Below are 21325 nucleotides of genomic sequence, written 5' to 3' on the forward strand. Positions count from 1 at the left end.
TCCTCAGTCCGCGGGGCGGTAGGTCGTCGGCTTCACCGGGACGTCGACCTCGATCGGCCCGGAGGTGGCGAAGTGCAGCGTGAACCGCACCTTCTCGCCCACCTTCGGCCGGTGGGCCAGCTTGCCCAGCATCAGATGGCTGCCGCCGCTGGCCAGCCGCAGCTCACCGTCGGCGGGCACCTCCAGCTCCGGCACCCGGCGCATCGAGGTGCCTTCGGTGGCGTGCAGGGTGACGTCGGCGGAGAGCGGGGTGGTGACCGACGTCAGCCGGTCGGCGGCGCCGCCTTCGTTCCGCACGGTCAGGAAGCCGGCGGCCATGTCGGGCATGGCGGGCTGCGGCAGGTAGGCGCCGCTGACCGCCAGTTCGGGGCGGGCCCCGCCCTTTCCGCCGCCCGTCCCGCGGGCCCCGTCGCCGTCCCCGGCGCAGGCGGTGAGCACCAGGCCCAGGGAGGTGGCGGCCGAGACGGCGGCCGCCGCGTACCAGCGCGCCCGTACGCCGCGCGCCGCACCGGCCGCCCGCGTGCCCCGGGGGCCGTCCGCCGCCGGGTGGTCCGCTGCCGGCCGGGTCACGGGTTCACGCCCTTGATGATCTTCGGCAGGTCCCGGGTGTAGGTCTCGGAGGTGGTCTCCGTGGTGTAGAGCCAGTGCCCCCGGTCGTCCTTCGGCGAGAAGCCGACGACCTCGGCCCCGTGCTGCACGGTGATGCTGCCGTCCTTCTCCTTCTTGGGCTTCTCCACGAAGATGCCCAGCGGCCGGGCGGCGGCCTGGATGGTGTCGAAGTCGCCGGTCAGGCCGACGAAGTCGGTGCCGCCCTGACCGTCGAGCCAGGCCCGCATCCGCTTGGGGGTGTCCCGGGCGGGGTCGGTGGTCACGAAGACCACCTGGAGCTTCTCGCGCTCGGCCGGGGACAGCTTCGCCTCCGCGATGGCGATGTTGCTCATCACCAGCGAGCAGACGTCGGGGCAGTAGGTGTAGCCGAAGTAGACCAGCGTCGGGCGGCCCTTGGTCTCCTTCAGCAGGTCGTACTCCCTGCCGTCGGTGTCCTTCAGTACCAGGTCGGGCTTGGCCTTGGGGTTGTCGAGGACGATCGCCGACTTCCGCTTCTCGGCGCCCGAGACGTCGGCGACGGCGTCACCACCGCCGTCCTTCTTGTCCGAGGTGCCGCCGCAGGCGGTGAGCGAGAGCGCGGCGGCCGTGGCGGTCAGGGCCGCCGCCAGGATCTTGATGCGCATGGGGTGTTTCTCCGGAATCGGTGTGCGAGAGGGGTGCGAGCGGGCCCGGGCGGGACGGTACGGCCGGGGCCGGTACGCCCCGCCGGGCCTTGCTCGGTCGCGGGTGGTCGGACGGTCGGGCCGGGCGGCCGGGACCGGAACACCGCCGGTCCGGACCGACGGTCCGGTCACGGTCAGGCGGAGCGGCGGCGCATCCCGAGCACGCCGAACGCGACACCGGCGGCGCCGACGACCAGGCCGGCGATGCCGAGCACCCGGGCGGTGGTGTCACTGGCGTCGCCGTCGTCGCCGTCGGCGGTCCGCTGCTTCCCGTCCTCGTCCCGGTGCTCGTCCTTGTCGTCCGCGTCCGCGCCGCTGCCCGAGCCGTGGTGGCCGGAGCCTTCGGCCGGCTCCACCAGGGTCAGCACCGGGGCCGGGTTCTCCGGCTCCGGCGCACCCTCCTTCGGCTCCTCGATCCAGCGCACGACCTCCTTGTTGTCATAGGTCTGCAGCGCCTTGAAGACGAGCTGGTCCGCGTCCTCGGGCAGCTGGCCCATGGAGACCGGGAACTGCTGGAAGGTGCCGGGCTCGATGCCCTTGTCCTCGGCGGTCCAGGTCACCTTGCTGACCGCCTCGTTGATCTTCTTGCCGTGCACCTCGAGCGGCTTGTCGAGCTTGCTCTTGGTCACCTTCACGTCCCAGCCGGGGACCGGCTGCGGCATCACCGAGGCGAGCGGGTGGTCGGTCGGCACGGTGACCTCGAGCTTCACCGTGGAGGCGTCGTCCCGCTCGTTGGGCACCTTGAAGTCGACGACGCTGTAGCCGCCCTTCTCGGCCTGCCCGGGCTGCACGCTGACGTGGGCGAAGGCGGGGGAGGCGAACAGGGCGACGGTACCGGCGGCGACGGTCCCGACGACGGCGAGACGGCGCGGACGCATGGCGGTCATGACAGAACTCCTGTGTGGCGTATGTGTGGGAAGCGGGGTGCGGGGCAGCGGAGCGGATGGCACCGCTGTTCGACGGCGGACCGTGCCGCGCCGGCCCCCGCCGCCACATGCCACCTCCCGGGGTGCCGGGCGCCGACCGCCGGTGACCGGGGCGGGCCGCAACGGGCCGCGCCGGAACCGGGGAGCGGGCGTCCGTCCGTGCGCCGGTGGGTGCGGGGTGCGGTCACGCGCCCGGCGGGGTGGATACGCCCGCGGTGCGCCCGCACTCCGTCGCACCTCGCGCCGGGGCGCCGGTGACGCCCGCGCGTGAGCACGTCGGGAGGGTGGAGCAGGTGATGGTGGTGGTGCGCCGGTCAGGCCGCCAGTCCGAATCCCGGCGGACCACGGCGGATCACACTGTGCTGGAGCACCAGTGCGCCCGGGTCGGGCTCGTCCCGGCCCGCCCCGCGCCGGGCCCTTCGGCCGGCCGGCGGCGCCTGCCCCGGCAGCCCGGCGCGCAGCGCGCGGACCAGCCGCAGCGCGGCCCGCAGCGACGGCACCCGGACCCGGTCCGCGGACAGCCGCACCAGCCGCCACAGGGCGACCTCGCCGCGCCGCAGCAGCCAGCCGGCCGCCAGCGCGGCCAGCAGGTGGCCGAGGACCATGCCCGGCGACGGCAGCAGCGAGTGCCACACCGACCCGTGGGAGGCGGGACCAGGCAGCCACGCCTGGGTCAGCCGGCCGCCGCCCGCCCCGCCGTGGCCGGCCAGGGCGGGGTTGGTGGCCGGGTCGATCCCGGCGCCCCGGACGATCCGGTAGGCCTCGGCGGCGTCCAGCCGGCCCGCACCGGAGTTGCAGACCATCTTCTCGGCCAGGGCGATCACCCGGCCGTCGGCTCCGGCGCGCTCCGCGACCGCCACCGAACCGTGCTGCCCCAGCCCGAACAGGGCGTGCAGCCCGAGCTGGCCCACGGCCAGCCCGGCCGCGATACCGGGCAGCGAACGCTCCCGTCCGGCCAGCGCCATGACCACCGCGAAGACCGCCACGCCACCGAGGCCCAGCGTCCACAGCGGCACCGGCGCACAGGAGGCCAGCGCATGCCCGCCCGCCGACAGCAGCACGCAGACCGCGGTGAACACCGCGGCCCGCAGCAGCCGGAGATCCGCGCCCGCACGCACGGCGGCCCGCGGCGGCACGGGGCTGCCCGGGGCGCGGTGGCGGGGTGGCGGAAGGACGGACATGGCTGCGCCATCATCCCATCGGGCCGGGCCCGTCCCGACGCCAGGGTCCGGCCGGAGGCCCGCGGTCACCGGGCGCCGGGAGGGCGGTCGCACACCGCGATCGCCGGGCCGCGAGGCGCTGCCGGCCGCCCCGGACGCCGGGGCCCGGAGCCGTCGGCGGGGCGAGGCGGTCGCGCCGTCCGCGGCACGCGCTCGCGGTCGCCGGCCCCGCCCGGGACGAGGCGCTCGCCCGGGGCGCCGCCGCGGTGGCCGCCGCCCGGGGCGCGCACCGGAGTCCGGATCCCGCCCCCGGACCCGGCGATCCGCGGGCCGCGACCGGGGGGCGGCTCCGGCGGCGGGGCAGTGGTCGCCCGGCGCGGGCTTCTCCCAGGCGCACGCCGGGGTGCGCTGGGAGTGGAAACAGCGCAGTACAGCCGCGTATTGCACTCGAACGGCCGCACCGCGACCTCATACACCGGGGACCGGACGCCGCGCTTCCGCCGAATGAGTGGAGTCACATCCGGTACACGCTTACGGGCCACCCGGCCCGGCAATACGTACGGTAGGTCGAGCCGCGGTCGGGAGGCTGGAGCATGAGCATCTGGTGGTCTCTCCATCTGCGACGTGAGGTCGCGAGCGTGCCACTGGCGCGACGGCTACTGCTGAGCACCATGGAGACGGCCGGGGTCGACCCCGAGATCGCCCACGACCTCTCCCTCGCCCTGACCGAGGCGTGCGCCAACGCCGTGGAGCACGGCGGCGCCGACGGGGCGAGCCGGCACTACCGGGTCACGGCCTTCATCGACGGCGACACCTGCCGGATCGAGGTCACCGACTCCGGCCACGGCTTCGCCCGCCCCCCGGGCGTCCCGGAGCCCGCCGGTTCGGCCGCGCCGCACCCCGGGGCACCGTCCCCCACCGACGCGCCGGCGCACGGCGCGGCGACGCTGGACCCGCCCGAGGGGCTCGACCCGCGCCACGAACCGGCCGGCCCCGCGGACGCCGGGTTCGAGGACGCCGGCCCCGCGGACGCCGAGGACGCCCCGCGGCTGCCCAGCCATCCGGTGGCCCCCGCCCCCCTCCAGGCCGAGCACGGCCGCGGCCTCTTCCTCATCGAGGCGCTCACCGACCACGTCCACTACCGCAACCGTTCCGGGCGGTCCGGTGCGGTGGTCAGCTTCGACAAGATCCTCAAGTGGCGGGAGGGCGCGCTGCTCAAGGCGTCCTGAAGGCTCCTTTAAACGTCCCGAAGCGCCTTGAGCAGGGCGCAAGGCGTCCCGAGGCGCCTTGCCAAGGACCGGCGCCGGCCCCCGGCCTCAGCGCAGCCGTCCCCGCCTCAGCGCAGCGGGCCTCGCCTCAGAGCAGTCGGGCCCGCCTCAGCGCAGCGGGCGGCGGCCGCCGCGGCGGAGCTGGACGGCGAGCTGGACCAGGGCGAGCAGGAAGACCAGCACCCCGACGGCGAGCAGGAATCCGAGGCTCTCGGCGGCCACCCCGATGAGACCGAGCACGATGGCGATGAGGAGCAGGAGCAGAAAGAGGGTCATCTCGTCCTCCTCGGCCGTGCGCGCCACCGTCCCCCGCCACCCGGCGGTGCCCGTGCTTCCGCGTCCGGGACATGCGGTCCGGCCTCCGGCGACCGGGACGGGCGGTGCGCGCGGTGGCGGTGTCAGCGGCGGGCCAGGCGGCGTTCTCCGCCCGCGCCCGGCCGGTAGGGCACTTCGTAGTGGGCGAACACGGTCGGTTCGTCCTCGGCGGTCAGGACCCCGTCGGTCTCGATGGACGGGGCGTCCTTCACCTGCTGCTTGGGGTAGGCGACCTTCAGGTAGCCGGGTCCCACGGTGGCCCCGGCGAGCGGCACGAAGACCAGGCGGCGCCGGGTCGGCATGCCGATCATGACGGTGGCGAACGAGGGCTGGTCGGTGGAAGTGTCCACGTAGATCGACTCCAGGGAGCCGATCTTGTTGCCGTCCGGGTCCACCACGTCGTGATCACGCCACTTGCGGATGTCGTCGGCCTCGAACACCGCTGGCCTCCCAACTGTCGGCTCACCTCATCGTCCACCGCCGGGCGGCCGCCAGCCACTCCACCGGGCCCGTCACCCGCCGGTCGGCGGAGGACGGAGGGGCGGGGTGCGCCACCGGGCGGTGACCCCGGCGCGGACGGCGGGGTGTGGTGGTGATTCGTCCGTGTACCGGGGTGTTTCCACGGTACTCCCGGGGGCCGCCGGCCGGGCCGGGGCGGCCACGGCCGACGGCGCCGGACCGCCGCCGGGTACGGGGGGCGGCGCCGGGCCGGCCGTGCCGGGTGGCCGGGTGTGCGGGGCGGCGCCGGGCCGTCAGATGCCGTGCACCGCGGCGACCGTGAACGGCTGGTCGGGAGTGCCGGGACCCATCGGGCCGCCCTTGTCGAACTGCGATCGGACCACCAGCAGCCGGCCGTCCCGGCGCACCAGTGTGGTGGGGACGCGCAGCTCCGGGTCGGTGACGCTGCGCTCCAGGCGGGCGGCGCGTCCGTCGCCGGACAGGCGCAGGCGGCTGATGGTGTTGCTGCGGTTCTGCGCCACCCACAGGGTGCGGTGGCGCAGTTCCAGGCCGTCCGCGTGGGTCAGGGCGGCGCCCTTCAGGGCCACCTCGCGGACCTCGCCCGAGGCGGTGTCCAGCCGGTAGAGCCGCCCGCCGACCATGTCCACGGTGAGGACGAAGCGGCCGGCCGGGTCCACGACGATCCCGTTGAGGGCGAACTCGTCCGCGGGCTGCGGGCCGAGCGCCGCGAACAGGTCGAAGCCGGTGCGGAGCGAGGCGCGGCGGTCGCCGGACGCCGCCTCCCGCAGCTCCGCCGGGGTGACCCGGTAGACCAGGCCGAGCAGGCTGTCGGTGAGGTACGCGCTGCCGTCCGGGGCGATGGCGACGTCGTTGAGCCAGCCGCCCGGGCGGGGCGGCTCGAACCGGGCGACCAGCCGGCGGTCGTGCGTGCGGTAGACCGACACCCCTTCCTTGTCGACCACCCACAGGTGACCCGCCCGGTCCACCTTCAGCCCGCCGGCGGTGGTCCGGCCGTCCGTGCCGGCGGGCAGGAACACCTCGGCGGTGTGCCGGCCGGGGGTGATCCGGTAGATCGCGCCGGTGGTGAAGGAGGAGACGAACAGCGCCCCGGAACGCGGGTCCGCGCCGATCCCCTCCGGGTAGACGCGGTCACCGGGCAGGACGTACGCGGTCGAGACGCGGGCGTCGGCGGCCCGGGCGGCGGCGGGGCCGGGGTGCGGGGTCGCGGCGGGCGCGGCCGGGGCCAGGGCCAGGGTGGCGGCGAGGGCCAGCCCCGCGGCGGCCACGGAGCGACGGCGGGCATGCGGCATGGAGGTCTCTTCTCCGAATACTCGAATGATCAGATGACTCCTAACCATAGTTAGAGTTCTAATGATCGACAAGGTGCTCATGGCGGCGGGGCGCGGCTCCGGTGCGCCAGGCCAGGAGGAGGAAGGGGGTGCGGCTCCGGTGCGCCAGGAGGGAGAAGCGGTGCGCGGGGAGGAAGGGGGACGCGGGTAAAGGAGGGACGCGGGGAGGAAGGGCGGGGCCGGACGGGCCGGGGGCGGCCCCCTCGGCCGGTGTGATGTCAATACGATGCGGAGATGACGTCGATGCCCGCCGCCGAACGCCTCGGCTCGTACCTCAAGCGCACCGAGCAGGCCCTCAGCGCCACCAAGCACGCGGCGCTGAAGCCGGCCGGGCTGACCGTGCCGCAGTACGCCGCGCTGCTGCTGCTCTCCGAGAACCCCGGGATGTCGGCCGCCGCGCTGGCGCGTGGCTGTGCGGTCACCCCGCCCACCATGAACACCGTGCTGAAGAACCTCCAGGAGCGCGGGCTGGTGGAGCGCACCCCGCACGCCTGGCACGGCAACGTGCTGGAGACCCGGCTCACCGAGCGGGGGCGGGAGGTGATGGCGGACGCGGACGCCCGGGCGATCCGGGTCGAGCGTGCCCTGGCGGCCGAGTTCACCCCGGCGGAGCGGGAGACCCTGATCGCGCTCCTGGGGCGGTGTGCCGACGTGCTGGAGGCGGTACGTCCGGATGCCGGAGCCTGAGCCGGCGCGGCCGGATGCCGGCGGCTTGGCCGGTGCGGCCGGGGGTGGCCGCGGTGGCGCGCGGTCCGGCGGCGCCGTCCCGGCCGGCGGGTCACGATGGTGGGGTCCGGTGGCCGGCCCGTGTGCCCTGAACGGGTGAGGGGCCTGATGGTCGGCGGGGTGCACGGGGCGCATGAGGCGAGGGAAGGCCCGGCGGTCGACGGGGGCGCGCAAGGCGGGGGGACGCGAGACAGGGGCGCGCAAGGCGGGGGACGCGAGACGGGGGCGCGTGGGTCGACCGGGGCGCACCGAACGGCCCGGAACCCGCCCGACGAGCCGTATCGCGCCGTATCGCACCGCGATACACTGGCTCCATGAAGACCATCACCCAACGCGAACTCGCGGCGCGCTCCAAGGCCGTCCTCGACGACGTGGAGGCTGGTGAGACCTACCACGTCACGCGGAACGGCACCGAGATCGCCGAGGTGCGTCCGCTCAGCACCCGCCGCCGCTTCGTGCCGGTGGACGAGCTCCAGCGGAAGTGGCGTAGCGCGCCACGCGTCGACTCGGCCCGGATGCGGGCCGAGGCCGACGAGTTCTTCGGCGACGAGGACCGGATCGACGAGGCCGACGACCCCTGGCGGCGCGGATGACCCGGCGGCGCCCCCGCGGCCTGCTGGACACCTGCGTCATCATCGACCTGCCCGACCTCGACCCGCAGTTCCTGCCGGTGGAGGCCGCCGTGCCGTCGATCGTGCTCGCCGAGCTGGCCCAGGGGGTGGCGATGACCTCCGACCCGGTGGAGGTCCTGGCGCGGGCCCAGCGGCTCGCCGACGTGGAGGCCGAGTTCACCACCATCCCGTTCGACCGGGAGGCGGCGCGCCGCTACGGCACGCTGGTCGCGCTGACCATCAAGGCCAACCGCAACCCCCGGCCGCGCCGCATCGACCTGATGATCGCCGCCACGGCCGCGGCCCAGGGGCTGCCGCTCTACACGCGCAACGGGGCCGACTTCCGGGGCTTGGAGCGCGGCGTCGAGGTCATCACCGTCTGAGCGCCGACCGCCCCGGTCGCCGCCACCCCGGCCGTGGCCGGGCCGTCCGTCGCCGGGCCGGCCGCCTCGGGGCCGTCGGCCCCGGCCGTCTCGGTGCGGTGCACGGCGGTGCCCAGCCGGTACTCCTGCGGGCTCACCCCGCGCACCCGTTTGAACGCGGCGCTGAGCGCGAACGCGCTGCCGTACCCCACCTGCCGGGCCACCGACTCCAGAGTGGCGTCGGGGGTGCGCAGCAGGTCGGCGGCGAGCGCCAGCCGCCAGCCGGTGAGGTAGCCCATCGGCGGCTCGCCGACCAGTTCGGTGAAGCGCCGGGCGAGCGCCGCGCGCGAGACACCGGCCCGCGCCGCCAGCGCGGCGACCGTCCAGGGGTGCGCCGGGTCGTCGTGCAGCAGCCGCAGTGCCCGGCCCACCACCGGGTCGCCCTGGGCCTGGTACCAGGCCGGGGCGGCCGCCTCCGGCCGGGAGAACCAGGAGCGCAGGGCGGCGATCAGCAGCAGGTCCAGCAGCCGGTCGAGGACGACCTCCTGGCCGGGCCGGTCCTTGACGATCTCCTCTTCGAGGATGGCCAGCAGCGGGGAGTCCCAGGACTCGCCCGGCAGCACCAGGAGCGTCGGCAGCACCCCGAGCAGCCTGCGGCTGATCTCGCCGCCCACCCGGTAGGTGCCGATGAGCATCACCGTGCCGCCGTCCAGGTTCTCCCCCCAGGTGCGGACGCCCAGGTCGAGGTGCTCGCACAGCTCGGTGCCGTCGGTGGTGGTGGAGCGCCCGTCGGGGTGGATGACGATGCGGGGCTCGGTGGCGGGGTCGTCGGCGAAGACGTAGGGATCGGGGCCGCGCATGATCGCCACATCGCCCGGGCCGAGCCGGCGCGGCTCGCCGTGCTCCGGGGTCACCCAGGCCACGCCCCGTTCCAACGCCACCAGCGTCAGCGGGGCTTCGTCCTCGATCCGTATCGACCAGGGCGGATCGAAGACGGCCCGCAGCAGAAACGCTCCCCGGGCTCTCGGCCCGTCGAGGAGACCTGCGAGTACGTCCATGGCGTCAGCGTAGGCCCGGTGGCGGGACACGGGATACGGCCCGGCGTGGACGCAGACGTATGGAGCCGAGCCCCTCGGCGATGGTCGGTGCCCGCCGCGGCGGCTTGACTTGGGGTCAGGCGGACGGCACACACGCGGATCCGCCACGGCGAACGGACGATCGGGGCACGCCGGCCGCAGCGGCGGCGGACGTGGACGGTCGACGCGAACGAGGACGGGGAGTGACCATGTCGGCGGGGATGCGGGGCGCGGCGCTGGTGGCGGCGACGGTGACGACGGGGCTGAGCGCGGGCCTGTTCTACGCGTTCGCCTGTGCGGTGATGCCCGGGCTGCGGAAGGTCGGGGACCGGGCGTTCGTGGAGACGATGCAGCGCATCAACGTGGCGATCGTGAACGGCTGGTTCATGATCAGCTTCATGGGGGCGCTGCTGCTCACCGGGCTGGCGTTGGCGCTCCACGTGCCGGGTGGCGAGGGGCGGCGGGTGCTGCCCTGGGTGATCGCCGCGCTCGTGCTCTACCTCGCCATGTTCGTCATCACGGTGGCGGTCAACATCCCGCTCAACAACGAACTGGACGCGGCCGGGGACCCGGCCCGGATCGCCGATCCGGCGGCGGTGCGGGAGCGGTTCGAGGCGGTGTGGGTGCGCTGGAACATCGTCCGCGCGGTGCTGTCCTCGGCGGCCTTCGCCTGTCTGACCTGGGCCCTGGTGCTGCACGGCCGGATCAAGGGGTGAGCCGCCCCGGCGCCGCGGCCGGGCCCCGGGCCGCGGCGGCGGGCGGGGTGACGGCGGCACCGGCGCGGCCGGGGAACGCCCCCACGGGCGGGGTCCCCGGCCGCGCCGCGCGCCCGGCCACGGCCGGCGACCCGCCCGGCCGGGGAAGCCCGGAGCGTGCGGTCCGGACGGGCGGGGTCCGTTCCGCGGCCGGAGACCCGCCCGGCCAGGGCGGTGCCGACGGCGCCGGGCGGTCCCCACGGCGCGGGTATCCGGAGGGTGCGGTCCGGAAGGCGCGGTCCGGAAGGCGCGGTCCGGAAGGCGCGGTCCGAAACGTGTGGTCCGGAAGGCGCGGGCCGGTCAGCGCCTGAGCGCGGCCATCCACGCCTCGACGTCGTCGGAGGTGCGGGGCAGCCCGGCCGACAGGTTCCGGTTGCCGTCCTCGGTGACGAGGATGTCGTCCTCGATCCGGACGCCGATGCCCCGGTACTCCTCGGGCACGGTCAGGTCGTCCGCCTGGAAGTACAGACCGGGCTCCACGGTGAGGCACATGCCCGGCTCCAGCACGCCGTCCGCGTAGCTCTCCCGGCGGGCGGCGGCGCAGTCGTGCACGTCGAGGCCGAGCATGTGCCCGGTGCCGTGCAGCGTCCAGCGCCGCTGGAGTCCCAGCTCCAGCACCTTCTCCACGTCCAGGTCGCCCAGCAGGCCCCATTCGACCAGCCGGGTGGCGAGCACCCGCTGGGCGGCCTCGTGGAAGTCGAGGAACCGGGCCCCCGGCCGGACCGCCGCGATACCGGCCTCCTGGGCTTCGTGGACGGCGTCGTAGATCCGGCGCTGCAGGGGGCTGAAGCGGCCGTTGACCGGGAGGGTGCGGGTGACGTCGGCGGTGTAGAGGGTGCGGGTCTCCACCCCCGCGTCCAGCAGCAGCAGGTCGCCGGAGCGGACGTCCCCGTCGTTGCGCACCCAGTGCAGCGTCGTGGCGTGCGGACCGGACGCGCAGATGGAGCCGTAGCCGACGTCGTTGCCCTCCACCCGGGCGCGCAGGAAGAACGTTCCCTCGATGTAGCGCTCGGAGGTGGCCTCGGCCTTGTCGAGGACCTTCACCACGTCCTCGAAGCCGCGCACGGTGGAGTCCACGGCCGCCTGCAGCTGCTCGATCTCCCACGCGTCCTTGACCAGCCGCAGCTCGCTGAGGAAGGCCCGCAGTTCCTCGTCGCGTTCGGCGGTGGTCCGGCCGGTGAGCGCCGCCTCGATTCCGGCGTCGTGGCCGCGCACCACCCGGACCGGGCCGGGGGCCGCCGCCAGTGCCGCGGGCAGTCGGCGCACGTCGCGGGCGGGGATGCCGAGCAGCCGTTCGGCCTCGGTCAGGCTGTGCCGGCGGCCCACCCACAGCTCGCCCTGGCCGTCCAGCCAGAACTCGCCGTTCTCCCGGTCGGAGCGCGGCAGCAGGTAGAGGGTCGCGGAGTGTCCCGTCTCCCCGGTGGGCTCCAGCACCAGCACGCCGTCCTGGGTCTGGTCGCCGGTGAGGTACGCGTACTCGGTCGCGGCGCGGAAGGGGTACTCGGTGTCGTTGGACCGGGTACGGAGGTTGCCCGCGGGGACGACCAGGCGCTCACCCGGGAACCGGGCGGAGAGCGCGGCGCGGCGGCGGGCCGTGTGCGGTGCCTGGTCGACCGGCTGGAGGTCACGCAGCTCGGTGTCGGCCCAGCCGGACCGCATGTTCTCGGCGAGCTCGTCGGAGACGCCCGGGTACAGGCCGTTCTTCCGCTGCTCGATGGGTGCGTCGCCCTCCGGGGTCTCCGGCGACTCGGCGGTCGGCTCCTCGGCCACGTGTGTTTCCTCCTCGGATCGAACCCGTCCATCGTAGGTGTAGGGGGCAGCGATCAGAGAAAGGTGTGACCTATCCGGCAAACCGCGACAACCGCCCGGCGCCCGGCCGGGGCGGGCCGTGTGGGTCCGGGTCAGGCCGTGTCAGGCCATGTCCTCAGGCCGTGTCGGCAGGCGGCGGCGGGCCGCGTCAGGCCGCGGAGGGCCCGCTCCGCCCGGCCCGGCGCGCCGCGGTGCTCCGCTCCGCCCGGCCCGGCGGTGGCACCGGCCCGGCGGTGGCCGGGTCAGCTGAAGTGGGCCGCGAGCAGTACCACGTCCTCGGTGCGGTCGACGGCCGCCAGGCCCTCCGGCAGCACCGTCCGCAGCACGTGGTCGACCACCGCGTCCGGGTCGTGGCGCAGCGCCCTGGGCACCCCGGCCGCCGCCGCGTGCAGCCGGGCGAAGGACCGGTCCATCGGGTCGCCGGTCCGGTGCAGCAGGCCGTCGCTGTACAACAGGAGCGTTTCTCCTGGGGCGGGTTCGATGTCCACGCTGGGCGCCTCCCAGCAGGAGAGCATGCCCAGCGGCGCGGAGAGCGAGGTCTCCACGTACTCGGTGCGGTGCTCCCCGATGATCAGCGGCGGGCAGTGCCCCGCTCCGGCGAGCACCACCCTGCGCAGCGCCGGTTCGCAGTAGGCGAAGAGTGCGGTGGCGGTGCGGGCCGGTTCGGTGAGGCGGAGCAGCAGCTCCAGGTCGGACAGGACCGCCACCGGGTCCTCGCCCTCCATCACGGCGTACGCCCGCAGCGAGGCCCGGAGCCGGCCCATCGCCGCGACCGCGCTGGGCCCGGAGCCGGACACCGCGCCGACGGCGAGACCGAGCGCCCCTTCGGGGAGGGGCAGGGCGTCGTACCAGTCCCCGCCGCCGTCCGGGCCGGTCCGGTGGCGGACGGCCAGCCGCACCCCGGCGGTCCGGGGCAGCCGGGCGGGGAGCAGTTCCTCCCGGATGACGGACACGGTGTCGCGGGCGCGGGTGAGTTCCAGCAGCCGGGCGAGGTGTTCGGCGGCGTAGCGGCAGTAGAGGCCGAGCAGATGGCGCTGGCGTTCCACCGGTTCGGTGGGCTCGTCGTACAGCCACACCGCTCCGCCGAGCCGGCCGGGGACCGCCGACCCCTCGTCCGCCCGCACCGGTGCGGTGCCGCCGGGACCAGCCCCGGTCGGCCGGGGCGGCCCGGAGCGGCCTCCGGGCGGGTCGCCCGGCAGCGGGCCGGCCCCGCGCGCCGGTCCGGGGGCGGCCCCGGGCCCGGCCGCCGGCCCGGGCGGCACCGGGGAGCCGATCCCGGTGCCGGTGCCGCTGGTGGTCGGCGCGGTGGGTGTGGCCGGGGGTGGCGCCCAGCCCCTCGCGGTGCCCGGGCCCCGGCCGGCCGGTCCGGTCGGTCCCGGCCGTCCGGGGGGTGCCGCCGGTCCGGGCGGGGCGGGTGCGTCCGCCGCGCCGGGGGCGCCGAGCGGGTCGAGCGGGACGGCGTAGCTGGCGGCGTAACCGAGCCGCGCGGCCACCTCGCGGTGCCGGGGGTCCAGGTCCGCCTCGCCGGCGAGGTCGGGATGGACGACCTCGGGGCGCTGGGCGTGCGGTGCGGGCAGCCCGTCGAGGAGGTGGCCGGCCGAGGCGGTGCCGCGCGGGATGGTCTCGATGTGGCCGAGGTCGGCGCGGCCGAGCCCCAGGCCGATGGTGGTGACCGGGCCGAGCCCGTCGGCGGGTTCCAGCGCGACCAGGCCGCGGCGGGCCCCGACCAGCGCCGCGCCGGCCCGCAGCAGCTCGTGCAGCGCGCTGTCCAGGGTGGTGGTGCGGGCCAGCCGCTCGGTCAGGTCATGGAGCGTGGTGAGGTCCGAGACCCAGCCGGCCAGCCGGTCGAGGACCAGGGGGTTGGGCGGGGGCGGTGCGGCGGGGCCGGGGGTGACCGGGTCCGCAGTGTGAGCGGGGGAGGGAACTGATGGATCGATTCCAGCCACTTTCGGCGAGCGGTGCAGGCTCATGGCTCTCTGCCTTCACGGGCTGTGGTGACCATGGGGGGCGCGGGGGGCTCGGATCGGCCTTCGCCTGGAGTTCTGTCGCATTTTGATGGTGATTGCGGCATATTTTTGACAGCTGTCGCGCGCTCGACGGGGCAGCGCGTACCGCTCCATAGCATCGCAAACCCCCTGTCGTGTTGCGCCGCTACTGGTTCCAGATGTACACGCACCGACGAGGGGATGTCCAGCATTGTCCCGGTGGGGTTGTTGGTGTCTGTACGGAAAACCAAGTTGGCTGAAAAATGGCCAGCGCCCTTCCCTCTTGGGGTCGACTGGCGTTCTTCGACAGCGCGTCATATCCACCCCAGTGGGTACGTAATCGGAGGAGGGCAGGGGCAGTTCGTACCGCCCTGGAACCCTGCGGTCGGACCGAGCGTCCTAGTCGGCGACGGCCGTGCCCATCCCCGAGTGGCGGGCCAGAGCACCGAGCACCGGACAGGCGGCAAGCGCCATGCGCGCGCCACCCCTCGCCACGTTCCGCGCTCGGCCCGCGGCGTGATGCGCTGCCTTGTACGCGCAGTGACTAGTGATCCACGTGGCGTGATGGTCCAGAAGCTTCCGAACAGCGCCACCAGTGCCACGCAATGCCCTGTAGTGCGACGGATACGGCCCTCGGCGTTCACGGAAAGGACGAGCGCTCATGCGCGAGATCCCCGGAAGGCGACGCAAGTTTCCACTTCTGCGACAGAGCGGGAGCCAGGCGCTGCTCCGTGCGGCGCTCACCTGCGCCACGGAGTGGCGGTGGCCGGTGCTGCCCGGCGTGGGGCTGCAGCCCGGCGGTGGCGGCCGCGCCGGTGAGTGCGGCTGCCCGCATCCGGAGTGTGTGGTTCCTGGCGCGCACCCGTTCGATCCCGGGCTGCTCGCCGCCACCACCGACCCGCGCATGGTGCGCTGGTGGTGGACGAACCGGCCCAATGCCCCGATCATCCTCGCCACCGGCGGCCGGGCACCCTGCGCGGTGAGCCTGCCCGCCGTGGCGGCGGCCCGCGCCCTGGCCGTCCTCGACCACGCCGGCGTCCGGGTCGGCCCGGTCGTCGCCACCCCGACCCGCTGGTCGCTGCTGGTGGCCCCGTACGGCCTCGAAGAGCTGGGCGAACTGCTGCACAACCAGGACTGGGTGCCCGGCTCCCTGCGGTTCCACGGGGAGGGCGGCTACCTGGTGCTGCCGCCGTCGCAGACCGGGGCCGGCCGGGTGCGCTGGGAGCGGGCGCCGCAGCGGCGTGCCGCGGTCCAGTGGCTGCCCCGGGTCGGCACCGTGCTGGACGCGCTGGTCGAGGCGAGCACCAGTGCCCCGGGCGGCGGCAGCCGGCTCGCCTACTGAGGTGCCCGGCGAGGCGTCCGCCGAGGTGTCCGCGTACTGAGGCGTGTGCGGAGGCACGCTCTGAGGCGCGGACCGCGGCCCGCCCGGCCGGCCCCGTCCCATCCACCCGGTCCCCCGGCGCGCGGATTGCGCCGGGGGACCGGGCTTCGGCCCGTCCCGGACCGCGCGGCGCCTCCGGGCGACCGCCCGCCGCCGGGTTCCGGCGGTGACGCTGCCGGACAGGGCGCCGGGGGCTGCTCGACCGCCTCCGCGCGCCGCTGTCCGGCGCCCGGCCGCCGCTGTCCCGCTCTGCCGCTGGGCCGGTGCCGCCCGGGTGTCCGGTCGGCCGCGGCGCGGTACGGCGACGGCCCGGCGGCCCCTCCGCGAGCGGCTGCCCGGGGGCGATCGATGCCGTGCGCAACCACAAATGTCAGATCCGCGCAACGGCCGCCGAATGTCCGAATGCCGACTGTCCCCCGGTGCCCGGCCTCGGTCTTTCCGCGGCCGGCCGGCACTCCCTCCCGGCCCGCCCGCCGCCGGCGGCCCGCTCCGAACTCGTACACCGGAACCGAATACACGATCACGGCGTCAAGAGCGATGAAGTGAGACGGCGCGGGGGAGCGATCGGGGGAACAGAAGATCGGTGTGCGGAACGGTAACCGGGAACACCTCGGTCCGCGGTCCGGGAGAACTCGGAAACGGGCTCGACGCACCCGCTCCGGCGCCTGCCGGGGGCGTAATGGGAACAGGTGAAGTGATGTGGGGCCGGTCCGGACCGGCGGGCCGGGGCGGCCGCGGCGGGCAGCGGCGCGCGGTTTGCCTCCGAGGCAACTAGCCTTGCCGACCGGGCCGTTGGCCGGGAGCCCGCCCGGGTGACGAGACCCGGACGCGGACATGGAAGCGCCCGGTCGCTGGCGACGGGGGATGCACCAGCGACCGGGCTTCTAGAACCGTAACAAGAGATCGGCGGTTCGCAAATTCCATCGCGGATTTCCGGACGCCCAATTCCGCGATATTGCCGGGAGTTGTGAGCAGAGTCACGCTCCGGCAGTCTCTTTTGTTACCCCGGATCACCTTTGATATCAGCGTCAGCGCTGATATGGGTGTCAGCTGAGCGTCACCTGGCGATTGGTGAGTCCACCGCGCGCCCGCCGCTCCTCTGCGGTCAGCGGCGCTTCCGAGGCGAGCGCCTCGGCGAGGCGCTCCGCGAAGGCGGCCGCCGGCTTCTCCACGTCCTCCGCCCCGACCGTGGTGGGCAGGTCCCACACCGGCACCGTCAGACCGTGCGCCCGGAAGGAGCCGACCAGCCGGGTGCCCTCGCCCAGCGAAGAGGCCCCGGCGGCGTGCAGCCGCGCCAGGGCGTCCAGCAGCTTCTCCTCCGGGTGGGTCATCACCCAGCGCAGGTGGTTCTTCTCCGGGGTCCGGCACCAGTACGCGGCCGTGACGCCGGAGAGCCGGACGGTGGGAATCGCCGCGGCGTTGGCCCGCTCCAGGGAGGCGGCGACCTCGCCGCTCGCGGCGTCCGCGTCCTCCAGCCAGAACTCGAAGCCCTCGTGCACCACCGGGGTGAACGGGGCGGCGGGGTCGAGCAGGTCCTGCAGCCGCGGGCCCTCGGCCGCGCCGCGCGAGGCGGCCACCGGGGTGCCCGGCTCGGCGGTCAGCGCCCGCTGCAGGGTGTCCGCCAGGTCCCGGCTGATGTCTCCGGAGGCGGTGTCGTTCTGCAGGCCGAGCAGCACCGCGCCGTTGTCCCGGCGCAGCGCGGGCCAGGCCATGGGCAGCACGGTGGCGAGGGTGAGTGACGGGACGCCTTCCGGCAGGCCGTCCTTGAGGTGGAGTTCGACGGTGGCGGCGGGCACCAGCTCGCGCAGCGCCACCCAGTCGCCCTCCCCGGGCAGGCCCTCGAACGGGCGCTGCACCAGCTCGGTCACGGCCTGCACGGCCGCCCGGCCGTGGCAGGCCTTGTAGCGGCGGCCCGAGCCGCACGGGCAGGGCTCCCGTGCGCCCACCACCGGGTAGTCGGCGTCGGCTGCTCCGGCGCTGGCCCGTGGTCCGGCGGCCTTGGTCTGGGGGCGGCGCTTCTTGGCCATGGTGTGGCTGTCTCCCGGTGAGTACGGCTTGGGCTTCGATGGCGGGTCGTACCGTCGCTCGTGCGCGTACGGTCCCCGGGAGACCCGGCGGTGCGTCCGGCGGCGGCCCGGGGACGGGAACGCGGCCCGGGACCCGGACCGGCGACCCGTCTCCGGCGCGGTCACCGTCACCCGGGATGTCCCGGGGCGCCCGGCCCGTCCCCGCCCCTCCGGGACGGCGTCCGCCGGACCCGTCGTCCGACAGCCCGTCCGGGGACCCGGAGAACTCGTACGGCAGAGCAGATACGGCGCGAGCCTAGCCCGTTGGCCGAACCTCGTCGGTCACGCCAGCCCGTCGAGATCGGCGAAGCCCAGTTCGGAGCCGAGTTCGGGCCCGAGACCGGCGGTCGCGACACGCCGCCGCCGGGCGCCCGGCACAACCGGATCGGGTGAGAGGGCCACATGGGTGGCGAACGGGGCGCGGGCGGACAGGGTGGCCCAGACCGTCACTTCGCCGCCGCCGTCCCGCACCCCCCAGTCCTCGGCGAGCGCGGAGATGATGTTCAGCCCGCGGCCACCGCGCGCGGTGACCGAAGGTGTGGCCGGAACCGGTCTTGTGGGTCCACCGCCGTCCGTCACCTCCACGGTGAGGCGGGCGTACCGGTCCACCCGCCAGGCGGCGCGGACGTCGCCGCTCCCCTGCTCGCCGCCGCCGCATCCGTCGGAGCCCAGCGGGCGGCCGTGCCGGCACGCGTTGCTGAGCAGCTCCGAGAGGATGAGCACGGCATCGTCGATGACCGCGTCCGGGACCCCGGTCCGCTGCAGATCGCCGCGCATCCGGCGCCTTGCCCGACCCACGTCGGCAGGGCCATGGGGTACGGCCATGCTCGACGACGTCGGCACTTCCTGTGCCACCACCAACGCCACCCCCGAGACCTCCTTCGCCCCACGCCACGGGATGGATGCCCGGCCGGGGTGGAACGGAAACCGGCCAAGTGGCATCCGGTGACGCACTTGCCGCGATCGAATACGTACCGAACGCGCCGGTGCACTCCTTGTCATGGCCGCCGTGAGCGCATTATCGGCGGCCGAGTTGGGACAGGACCTGTTTGGGGCGGTTGGTGATGATCGCGTCCACGTCGAGGCGGGCGCACAGCTCGATGTCCTCCGGCCGGTCCACGGTCCAGACGTGCACCGGGTGCCCCGCCCGCTGCCACCGGACCACCAGAGCGGGGTGGTTGCGCACGATCCGGATGCCCGGTCCGGCGATGTCCACGCCCGGCGGCAGCTGGCCCTCGCGGTGGCGCGGCAGCGCGAACTGCATCAGGAAGACGGTGGGCAGGTCGGGCGCCGCCGCCCGTACCCGCTGCAGGGAGCGCGCCGAGAAGCTCATCACCCGCACCTGCGGGGGTTCCAGTGGTGGTGGCGCGGTCAGTCCGAAGCGGCGCAGCAGCGCCAGCAGCCGCTCCTCGACGTGCCCAGCCCAGCGGGTCGGGTGCTTGGTCTCGATGGCCAGCTCCACCCGGCGGCCGGCGTCGGCGACGAGCTCCAGCAGTCGCTCCAGGGTGAGCACCGAGGTGTGGTCGCCGTGGTCCCGGCCCGCGTCCTCGCCGGTCGTCCGGTCCGGCGCCTCGCGGTCGGTGGCCTGTCCCTTCCAGGAGCCGAAGTCGAGGGCGGCGAGGTCGGACAGCTCCAGCGAGGAGACCGCGCCCCGGCCGTTGGAGGTGCGGTCGATGCGGCGGTCGTGCACACACACCAGATGTCCGTCGGCGGTCATCCGCACATCGCACTCGAGCGCGTCGGCGCCGTCCTCGATGGCGCGGCGGTAGGCGGCCAGGGTGTGTTCGGGGGCGTCCTCGGAGGCTCCGCGGTGGGCCACCACGGAGATGCTCCGCGCGCCTGGGCGGCTGGTGTGGTCCGGGCGGGGATACGTCATCGCGTTATGGTGCCACCGTCGGGCCGGGGTTCGCGGACGCGGTCCTATTTACCCATTTAGGTCCGCTCTATCCGGAATAAGGGATGGCGGCTGCCGGGAGCGTCGCTCCTTACGGTGGTCTGACGCGTCGTGGGAAAAGCTTGCCGATGATGCTCGTACGCGTCCTGGGCCGTTGTCCGCAAACTGTCGTGCACCTGAGGAGAGAGCCGTGAGCACCGAGAACCAGGGCCCCGCCGTGCCGCCCACGCCCGAGTCGCACACGGCACCCCCGGCACCGCACCCGGAGCCCACCGCCGACGCCGGAACCACCCCTCCCGCCCCGGCCGCGCCGCCCGCCGCCCCGGCCGACGGCCAACCGGCCCCGGCCGACCGCCGTCCGTCCCCGGCCCCGGCCCAGGACCCGCCGGGCGCGGACTACGACCTGGCGGCCCCCGCCCGGCCCCAGGCCGCCCCCGACTCGCCGCCGCCCGGCACCACCCGGCCCGCCCCCGAGCCGGCCCTGGCGGAGGCACCCGCGCCGGCCCCGGTAGAGGCCCCGGCCTCGGCCCCGGCGGAGGCGCCCGCCCCGGCCGACCGGCCCACCGCCGGCCACACCTCGCCGCCCCCGGCGCCGCAGCCCACCCCCGCCCACTCCGCCGCCCCGGCCGGCCCCGGTGCCTGGTGGGCGGCGGACGGCGGCGCGCCCCCGGCCACGGCCGGCCACCCGGCCGGCGGCGGAGGCGGCGGCTGGGGCACCGCCCCGCTGCCGGTGCCCGGTGCCGAGCCCTCCGGCCGCAAGCGATCCGGCGGGATCGTCGCCGCCGTACTGGCGGCGGTGCTCGTCGCGGGCGGCATCGGCGGCGGCATCGGATACTGGGCCGCCGACCGGGAGAGCGGCACGGACTCCACCACCCTGTCCGCCCCCGGCGACCCCAAGGCCGGGAGCCGCGCGCCCGGTTCGGTGTCCGACATCGCCAGCAAGGCGCTGCCCAGCGTGGTGACGATCGAGGCCCAGAGCACCAGCGGCGAAGGGGGCACCGGCACCGGCTTCGTCTACGACAAGCAGGGCCACATCCTCACCAACAACCACGTGGTGGCCTCGGCGGCGGACAGCGGTGAGCTCGCCGTCACCTTCTCCGACGGCAAGCGGTACGACGCCGAGGTCGTCGGCCGGGCCGAGGGCTACGACGTGGCCGTGCTCAAGCTCAAGAACGCCCCCGGCGCCCGTCTCACCCCGCTCCCGCTCGGCAACTCCGACAACGTGACGGTCGGCGACGCCACGGTCGCCATCGGCGCGCCCTTCGGCCTCTCCGGCACCGTCACCACCGGCATCGTGAGCGCCAAGAACCGGCCGGTCGCCTCCACCGACGGCGGCGGCAGCAACTCCTCCTACATGAGCGCCCTGCAGACCGACGCGTCCATCAACCCGGGCAACTCCGGCGGGCCGCTGCTGGACGCCAAGGGCGCGGTGATCGGCGTCAACTCGGCCATCCAGTCCGCCGGCAACGGCGGCGGCTTCGGCGGCGAGGCCCAGCAGTCCGGCTCCATCGGCCTCGGCTTCGCCATCCCCATCAACCAGGCGAAGAACGTCGCCGAGCAGCTGATCAAGACCGGTGAGCCGGTGTACCCGGTCATCGAGGCGACGGTCACCATGAAGGACACCGGAACGGGCGCGACCATCGCCCCCTCCGGCGCCGACGGCACCGAAGCGGTGATCCCCGGCGGCCCGGCCGACCAGGCGGGTCTGAAGTCCGGCGACGTCATCACCAAGCTGGACGACACGGTGATCGACAGCGGCCCCACCCTCATCAGCGAGATCTGGACCCACCAGCCCGGCGACAAGGTCACCCTGACCTACGAGCGGAACGGCAAGGAGTCCACGGTCCAGCTGACGTTGGGGGAGCGCAAGGGCGACAGCTGACGCGCTAGGCTGATCCTCGCACCGCCCCGG

General features: G+C 75.0%; 19 protein-coding genes and 1 pseudogene. 7 read left to right on the top strand and 13 right to left on the bottom strand.

All coding sequences use genetic code 11. The features are described 5' to 3' along the window. Positions 1 to 3: 3 nt before the first annotated feature. The 4 genes from ACH4B3_RS14390 to ACH4B3_RS14405 form a co-directional block, all read right to left on the bottom strand. Positions 4 to 570 carry a copper chaperone PCu(A)C gene (locus tag ACH4B3_RS14390; RefSeq protein ID WP_398463125.1) on the bottom strand — a complete coding sequence of 189 codons (567 nt, stop codon included), beginning with the start codon at positions 568 to 570 and terminating at the stop codon, positions 4 to 6. Continuing rightward, complete coding sequence (locus ACH4B3_RS14395) at positions 567 to 1232, bottom strand: SCO family protein (protein ID WP_398463126.1); 666 nt, start codon at positions 1230 to 1232, stop codon at positions 567 to 569. Before ACH4B3_RS14395 ends, ACH4B3_RS14390 begins: the two co-directional genes overlap by 4 nt. 173 nt (positions 1233 to 1405) lie before the next feature. After that, a complete protein-coding gene (locus tag ACH4B3_RS14400; protein WP_398463176.1) occupies positions 1406 to 2149 on the bottom strand; it encodes a YcnI family protein in 744 nt (247 codons plus the stop codon). A gap of 362 nt (positions 2150 to 2511) precedes the next feature. Then, positions 2512 to 3378 (bottom strand): hypothetical protein, encoded by an 867-nt coding sequence (locus tag ACH4B3_RS14405; RefSeq protein WP_398463127.1) that lies wholly within the window; start codon positions 3376 to 3378, stop codon positions 2512 to 2514. A 572-nt stretch (positions 3379 to 3950) separates the two neighbouring features. On the opposite strand from ACH4B3_RS14405, the gene ACH4B3_RS14410 reads away from it, so the two are divergent. Next, positions 3951 to 4586: an ATP-binding protein gene (locus ACH4B3_RS14410; protein WP_398463128.1), complete on the top strand. Its 636-nt coding sequence runs from the start codon at positions 3951 to 3953 to the stop codon at positions 4584 to 4586. 147 nt (positions 4587 to 4733) lie between these two features. Here the strand turns inward: ACH4B3_RS14410 and ACH4B3_RS14415 are convergent, their stop codons facing one another. The 3 genes from ACH4B3_RS14415 to ACH4B3_RS14425 form a co-directional block, all read right to left on the bottom strand. Next, positions 4734 to 4901 carry a hypothetical protein gene (locus ACH4B3_RS14415; RefSeq protein ID WP_398463129.1) on the bottom strand — a complete coding sequence of 56 codons (168 nt, stop codon included), beginning with the start codon at positions 4899 to 4901 and terminating at the stop codon, positions 4734 to 4736. 122 nt (positions 4902 to 5023) lie between these two features. Then, positions 5024 to 5380: a PRC-barrel domain-containing protein gene (locus ACH4B3_RS14420; protein WP_398463130.1), complete on the bottom strand. Its 357-nt coding sequence runs from the start codon at positions 5378 to 5380 to the stop codon at positions 5024 to 5026. A gap of 312 nt (positions 5381 to 5692) precedes the next feature. Continuing rightward, positions 5693 to 6709 carry an SMP-30/gluconolactonase/LRE family protein gene (locus ACH4B3_RS14425; RefSeq protein WP_398463131.1) on the bottom strand — a complete coding sequence of 339 codons (1017 nt, stop codon included), beginning with the start codon at positions 6707 to 6709 and terminating at the stop codon, positions 5693 to 5695. A 273-nt stretch (positions 6710 to 6982) separates the two neighbouring features. On the opposite strand from ACH4B3_RS14425, the gene ACH4B3_RS14430 reads away from it, so the two are divergent. The 3 genes from ACH4B3_RS14430 to ACH4B3_RS14440 all read left to right on the top strand — a co-directional run bounded on the left by ACH4B3_RS14430 (position 6983) and on the right by ACH4B3_RS14440 (position 8468). Next, positions 6983 to 7435 (top strand): MarR family winged helix-turn-helix transcriptional regulator, encoded by a 453-nt coding sequence (locus ACH4B3_RS14430; protein ID WP_398463132.1) that lies wholly within the window; start codon positions 6983 to 6985, stop codon positions 7433 to 7435. 353 nt (positions 7436 to 7788) lie between these two features. Further along, complete coding sequence (locus ACH4B3_RS14435) at positions 7789 to 8067, top strand: type II toxin-antitoxin system Phd/YefM family antitoxin (protein WP_398463133.1); 279 nt, start codon at positions 7789 to 7791, stop codon at positions 8065 to 8067. Further along, entirely contained in the window at positions 8064 to 8468 is a 405-nt protein-coding gene (locus ACH4B3_RS14440; RefSeq protein WP_398463134.1) for a type II toxin-antitoxin system VapC family toxin, read from the top strand. The genes ACH4B3_RS14435 and ACH4B3_RS14440 overlap by 4 nt, the downstream gene beginning before the upstream one ends. Before the next feature lie 110 nt (positions 8469 to 8578). Here ACH4B3_RS14440 and ACH4B3_RS14445 read toward each other — a convergent pair. Further along, positions 8579 to 9505 (bottom strand): annotated as a pseudogene (locus tag ACH4B3_RS14445) (AraC family transcriptional regulator); the annotation flags it as partial. A 227-nt stretch (positions 9506 to 9732) separates the two neighbouring features. On the opposite strand from ACH4B3_RS14445, the gene ACH4B3_RS14450 reads away from it, so the two are divergent. After that, a complete protein-coding gene (locus tag ACH4B3_RS14450; protein WP_398463177.1) occupies positions 9733 to 10239 on the top strand; it encodes a DUF1772 domain-containing protein in 507 nt (168 codons plus the stop codon). A gap of 339 nt (positions 10240 to 10578) precedes the next feature. On the opposite strand, the gene ACH4B3_RS14455 is transcribed toward ACH4B3_RS14450, so the two are convergent. Together ACH4B3_RS14455 and ACH4B3_RS14460 are read right to left on the bottom strand one after the other, a co-directional pair. Further along, positions 10579 to 12048 (bottom strand): aminopeptidase P family protein, encoded by a 1470-nt coding sequence (locus tag ACH4B3_RS14455; RefSeq protein WP_398463135.1) that lies wholly within the window; start codon positions 12046 to 12048, stop codon positions 10579 to 10581. Positions 12049 to 12329: 281 nt separating this feature from the next. After that, entirely contained in the window at positions 12330 to 14057 is a 1728-nt protein-coding gene (locus tag ACH4B3_RS14460; RefSeq protein ID WP_398463136.1) for a PP2C family protein-serine/threonine phosphatase, read from the bottom strand. A gap of 676 nt (positions 14058 to 14733) precedes the next feature. On the opposite strand from ACH4B3_RS14460, the gene ACH4B3_RS14465 reads away from it, so the two are divergent. Continuing rightward, positions 14734 to 15414 (top strand): bifunctional DNA primase/polymerase, encoded by a 681-nt coding sequence (locus ACH4B3_RS14465; RefSeq protein WP_398463137.1) that lies wholly within the window; start codon positions 14734 to 14736, stop codon positions 15412 to 15414. A gap of 1085 nt (positions 15415 to 16499) precedes the next feature. Here ACH4B3_RS14465 and ACH4B3_RS14470 read toward each other — a convergent pair. From ACH4B3_RS14470 to ACH4B3_RS14480, 3 genes are all read right to left on the bottom strand, one after another. Next, positions 16500 to 17480, bottom strand: a complete 981-nt coding sequence (locus ACH4B3_RS14470) for a DUF5926 family protein (protein ID WP_398463138.1) — start codon at positions 17478 to 17480, stop codon at positions 16500 to 16502. Positions 17481 to 17801: 321 nt separating this feature from the next. Beyond that, entirely contained in the window at positions 17802 to 18473 is a 672-nt protein-coding gene (locus ACH4B3_RS14475; RefSeq protein ID WP_398463178.1) for an ATP-binding protein, read from the bottom strand. 64 nt (positions 18474 to 18537) lie between these two features. After that, positions 18538 to 19395 carry a glycerophosphodiester phosphodiesterase gene (locus ACH4B3_RS14480; protein ID WP_398463139.1) on the bottom strand — a complete coding sequence of 286 codons (858 nt, stop codon included), beginning with the start codon at positions 19393 to 19395 and terminating at the stop codon, positions 18538 to 18540. A 208-nt stretch (positions 19396 to 19603) separates the two neighbouring features. Here ACH4B3_RS14480 and ACH4B3_RS14485 point away from each other — a divergent pair, with 208 nt between their 5' ends. Beyond that, a complete protein-coding gene (locus ACH4B3_RS14485) occupies positions 19604 to 21295 on the top strand; it encodes a trypsin-like peptidase domain-containing protein (RefSeq protein WP_398463140.1) in 1692 nt (563 codons plus the stop codon). Positions 21296 to 21325 lie beyond the last annotated feature (30 nt).

The sequence above is a fragment of the Streptomyces sp. NPDC018031 genome (assembly GCF_044327625.1).
Classification (GTDB): Bacteria; Actinomycetota; Actinomycetes; order Streptomycetales; family Streptomycetaceae; genus Streptomyces.

What these genes read in the sequence shown, in the direction of transcription:
- ACH4B3_RS14395 (WP_398463126.1), bottom strand. Translation starts at nt 1,232, where the DNA reads ATGCGCATCAAGATCCTGGCGGCGGCCCTGACCGCCACGGCCGCCGCG.
- ACH4B3_RS14400 (WP_398463176.1), bottom strand. Translation starts at nt 2,149, where the DNA reads ATGCGTCCGCGCCGTCTCGCCGTCGTCGGGACCGTCGCCGCCGGTACC.
- ACH4B3_RS14405 (WP_398463127.1), bottom strand. Translation starts at nt 3,378, where the DNA reads ATGTCCGTCCTTCCGCCACCCCGCCACCGCGCCCCGGGCAGCCCCGTG.
- ACH4B3_RS14410 (WP_398463128.1), top strand. Translation starts at nt 3,951, where the DNA reads ATGAGCATCTGGTGGTCTCTCCATCTGCGACGTGAGGTCGCGAGCGTG.
- ACH4B3_RS14415 (WP_398463129.1), bottom strand. Translation starts at nt 4,901, where the DNA reads ATGACCCTCTTTCTGCTCCTGCTCCTCATCGCCATCGTGCTCGGTCTC.
- ACH4B3_RS14425 (WP_398463131.1), bottom strand. Translation starts at nt 6,709, where the DNA reads ATGCCGCATGCCCGCCGTCGCTCCGTGGCCGCCGCGGGGCTGGCCCTC.
- ACH4B3_RS14430 (WP_398463132.1), top strand. Translation starts at nt 6,983, where the DNA reads ATGACGTCGATGCCCGCCGCCGAACGCCTCGGCTCGTACCTCAAGCGC.
- ACH4B3_RS14435 (WP_398463133.1), top strand. Translation starts at nt 7,789, where the DNA reads ATGAAGACCATCACCCAACGCGAACTCGCGGCGCGCTCCAAGGCCGTC.
- ACH4B3_RS14440 (WP_398463134.1), top strand. Translation starts at nt 8,064, where the DNA reads ATGACCCGGCGGCGCCCCCGCGGCCTGCTGGACACCTGCGTCATCATC.
- ACH4B3_RS14450 (WP_398463177.1), top strand. Translation starts at nt 9,733, where the DNA reads ATGTCGGCGGGGATGCGGGGCGCGGCGCTGGTGGCGGCGACGGTGACG.
- ACH4B3_RS14460 (WP_398463136.1), bottom strand. Translation starts at nt 14,057, where the DNA reads ATGAGCCTGCACCGCTCGCCGAAAGTGGCTGGAATCGATCCATCAGTT.
- ACH4B3_RS14465 (WP_398463137.1), top strand. Translation starts at nt 14,734, where the DNA reads ATGCGCGAGATCCCCGGAAGGCGACGCAAGTTTCCACTTCTGCGACAG.
- ACH4B3_RS14470 (WP_398463138.1), bottom strand. Translation starts at nt 17,480, where the DNA reads ATGGCCAAGAAGCGCCGCCCCCAGACCAAGGCCGCCGGACCACGGGCC.
- ACH4B3_RS14480 (WP_398463139.1), bottom strand. Translation starts at nt 19,395, where the DNA reads ATGACGTATCCCCGCCCGGACCACACCAGCCGCCCAGGCGCGCGGAGC.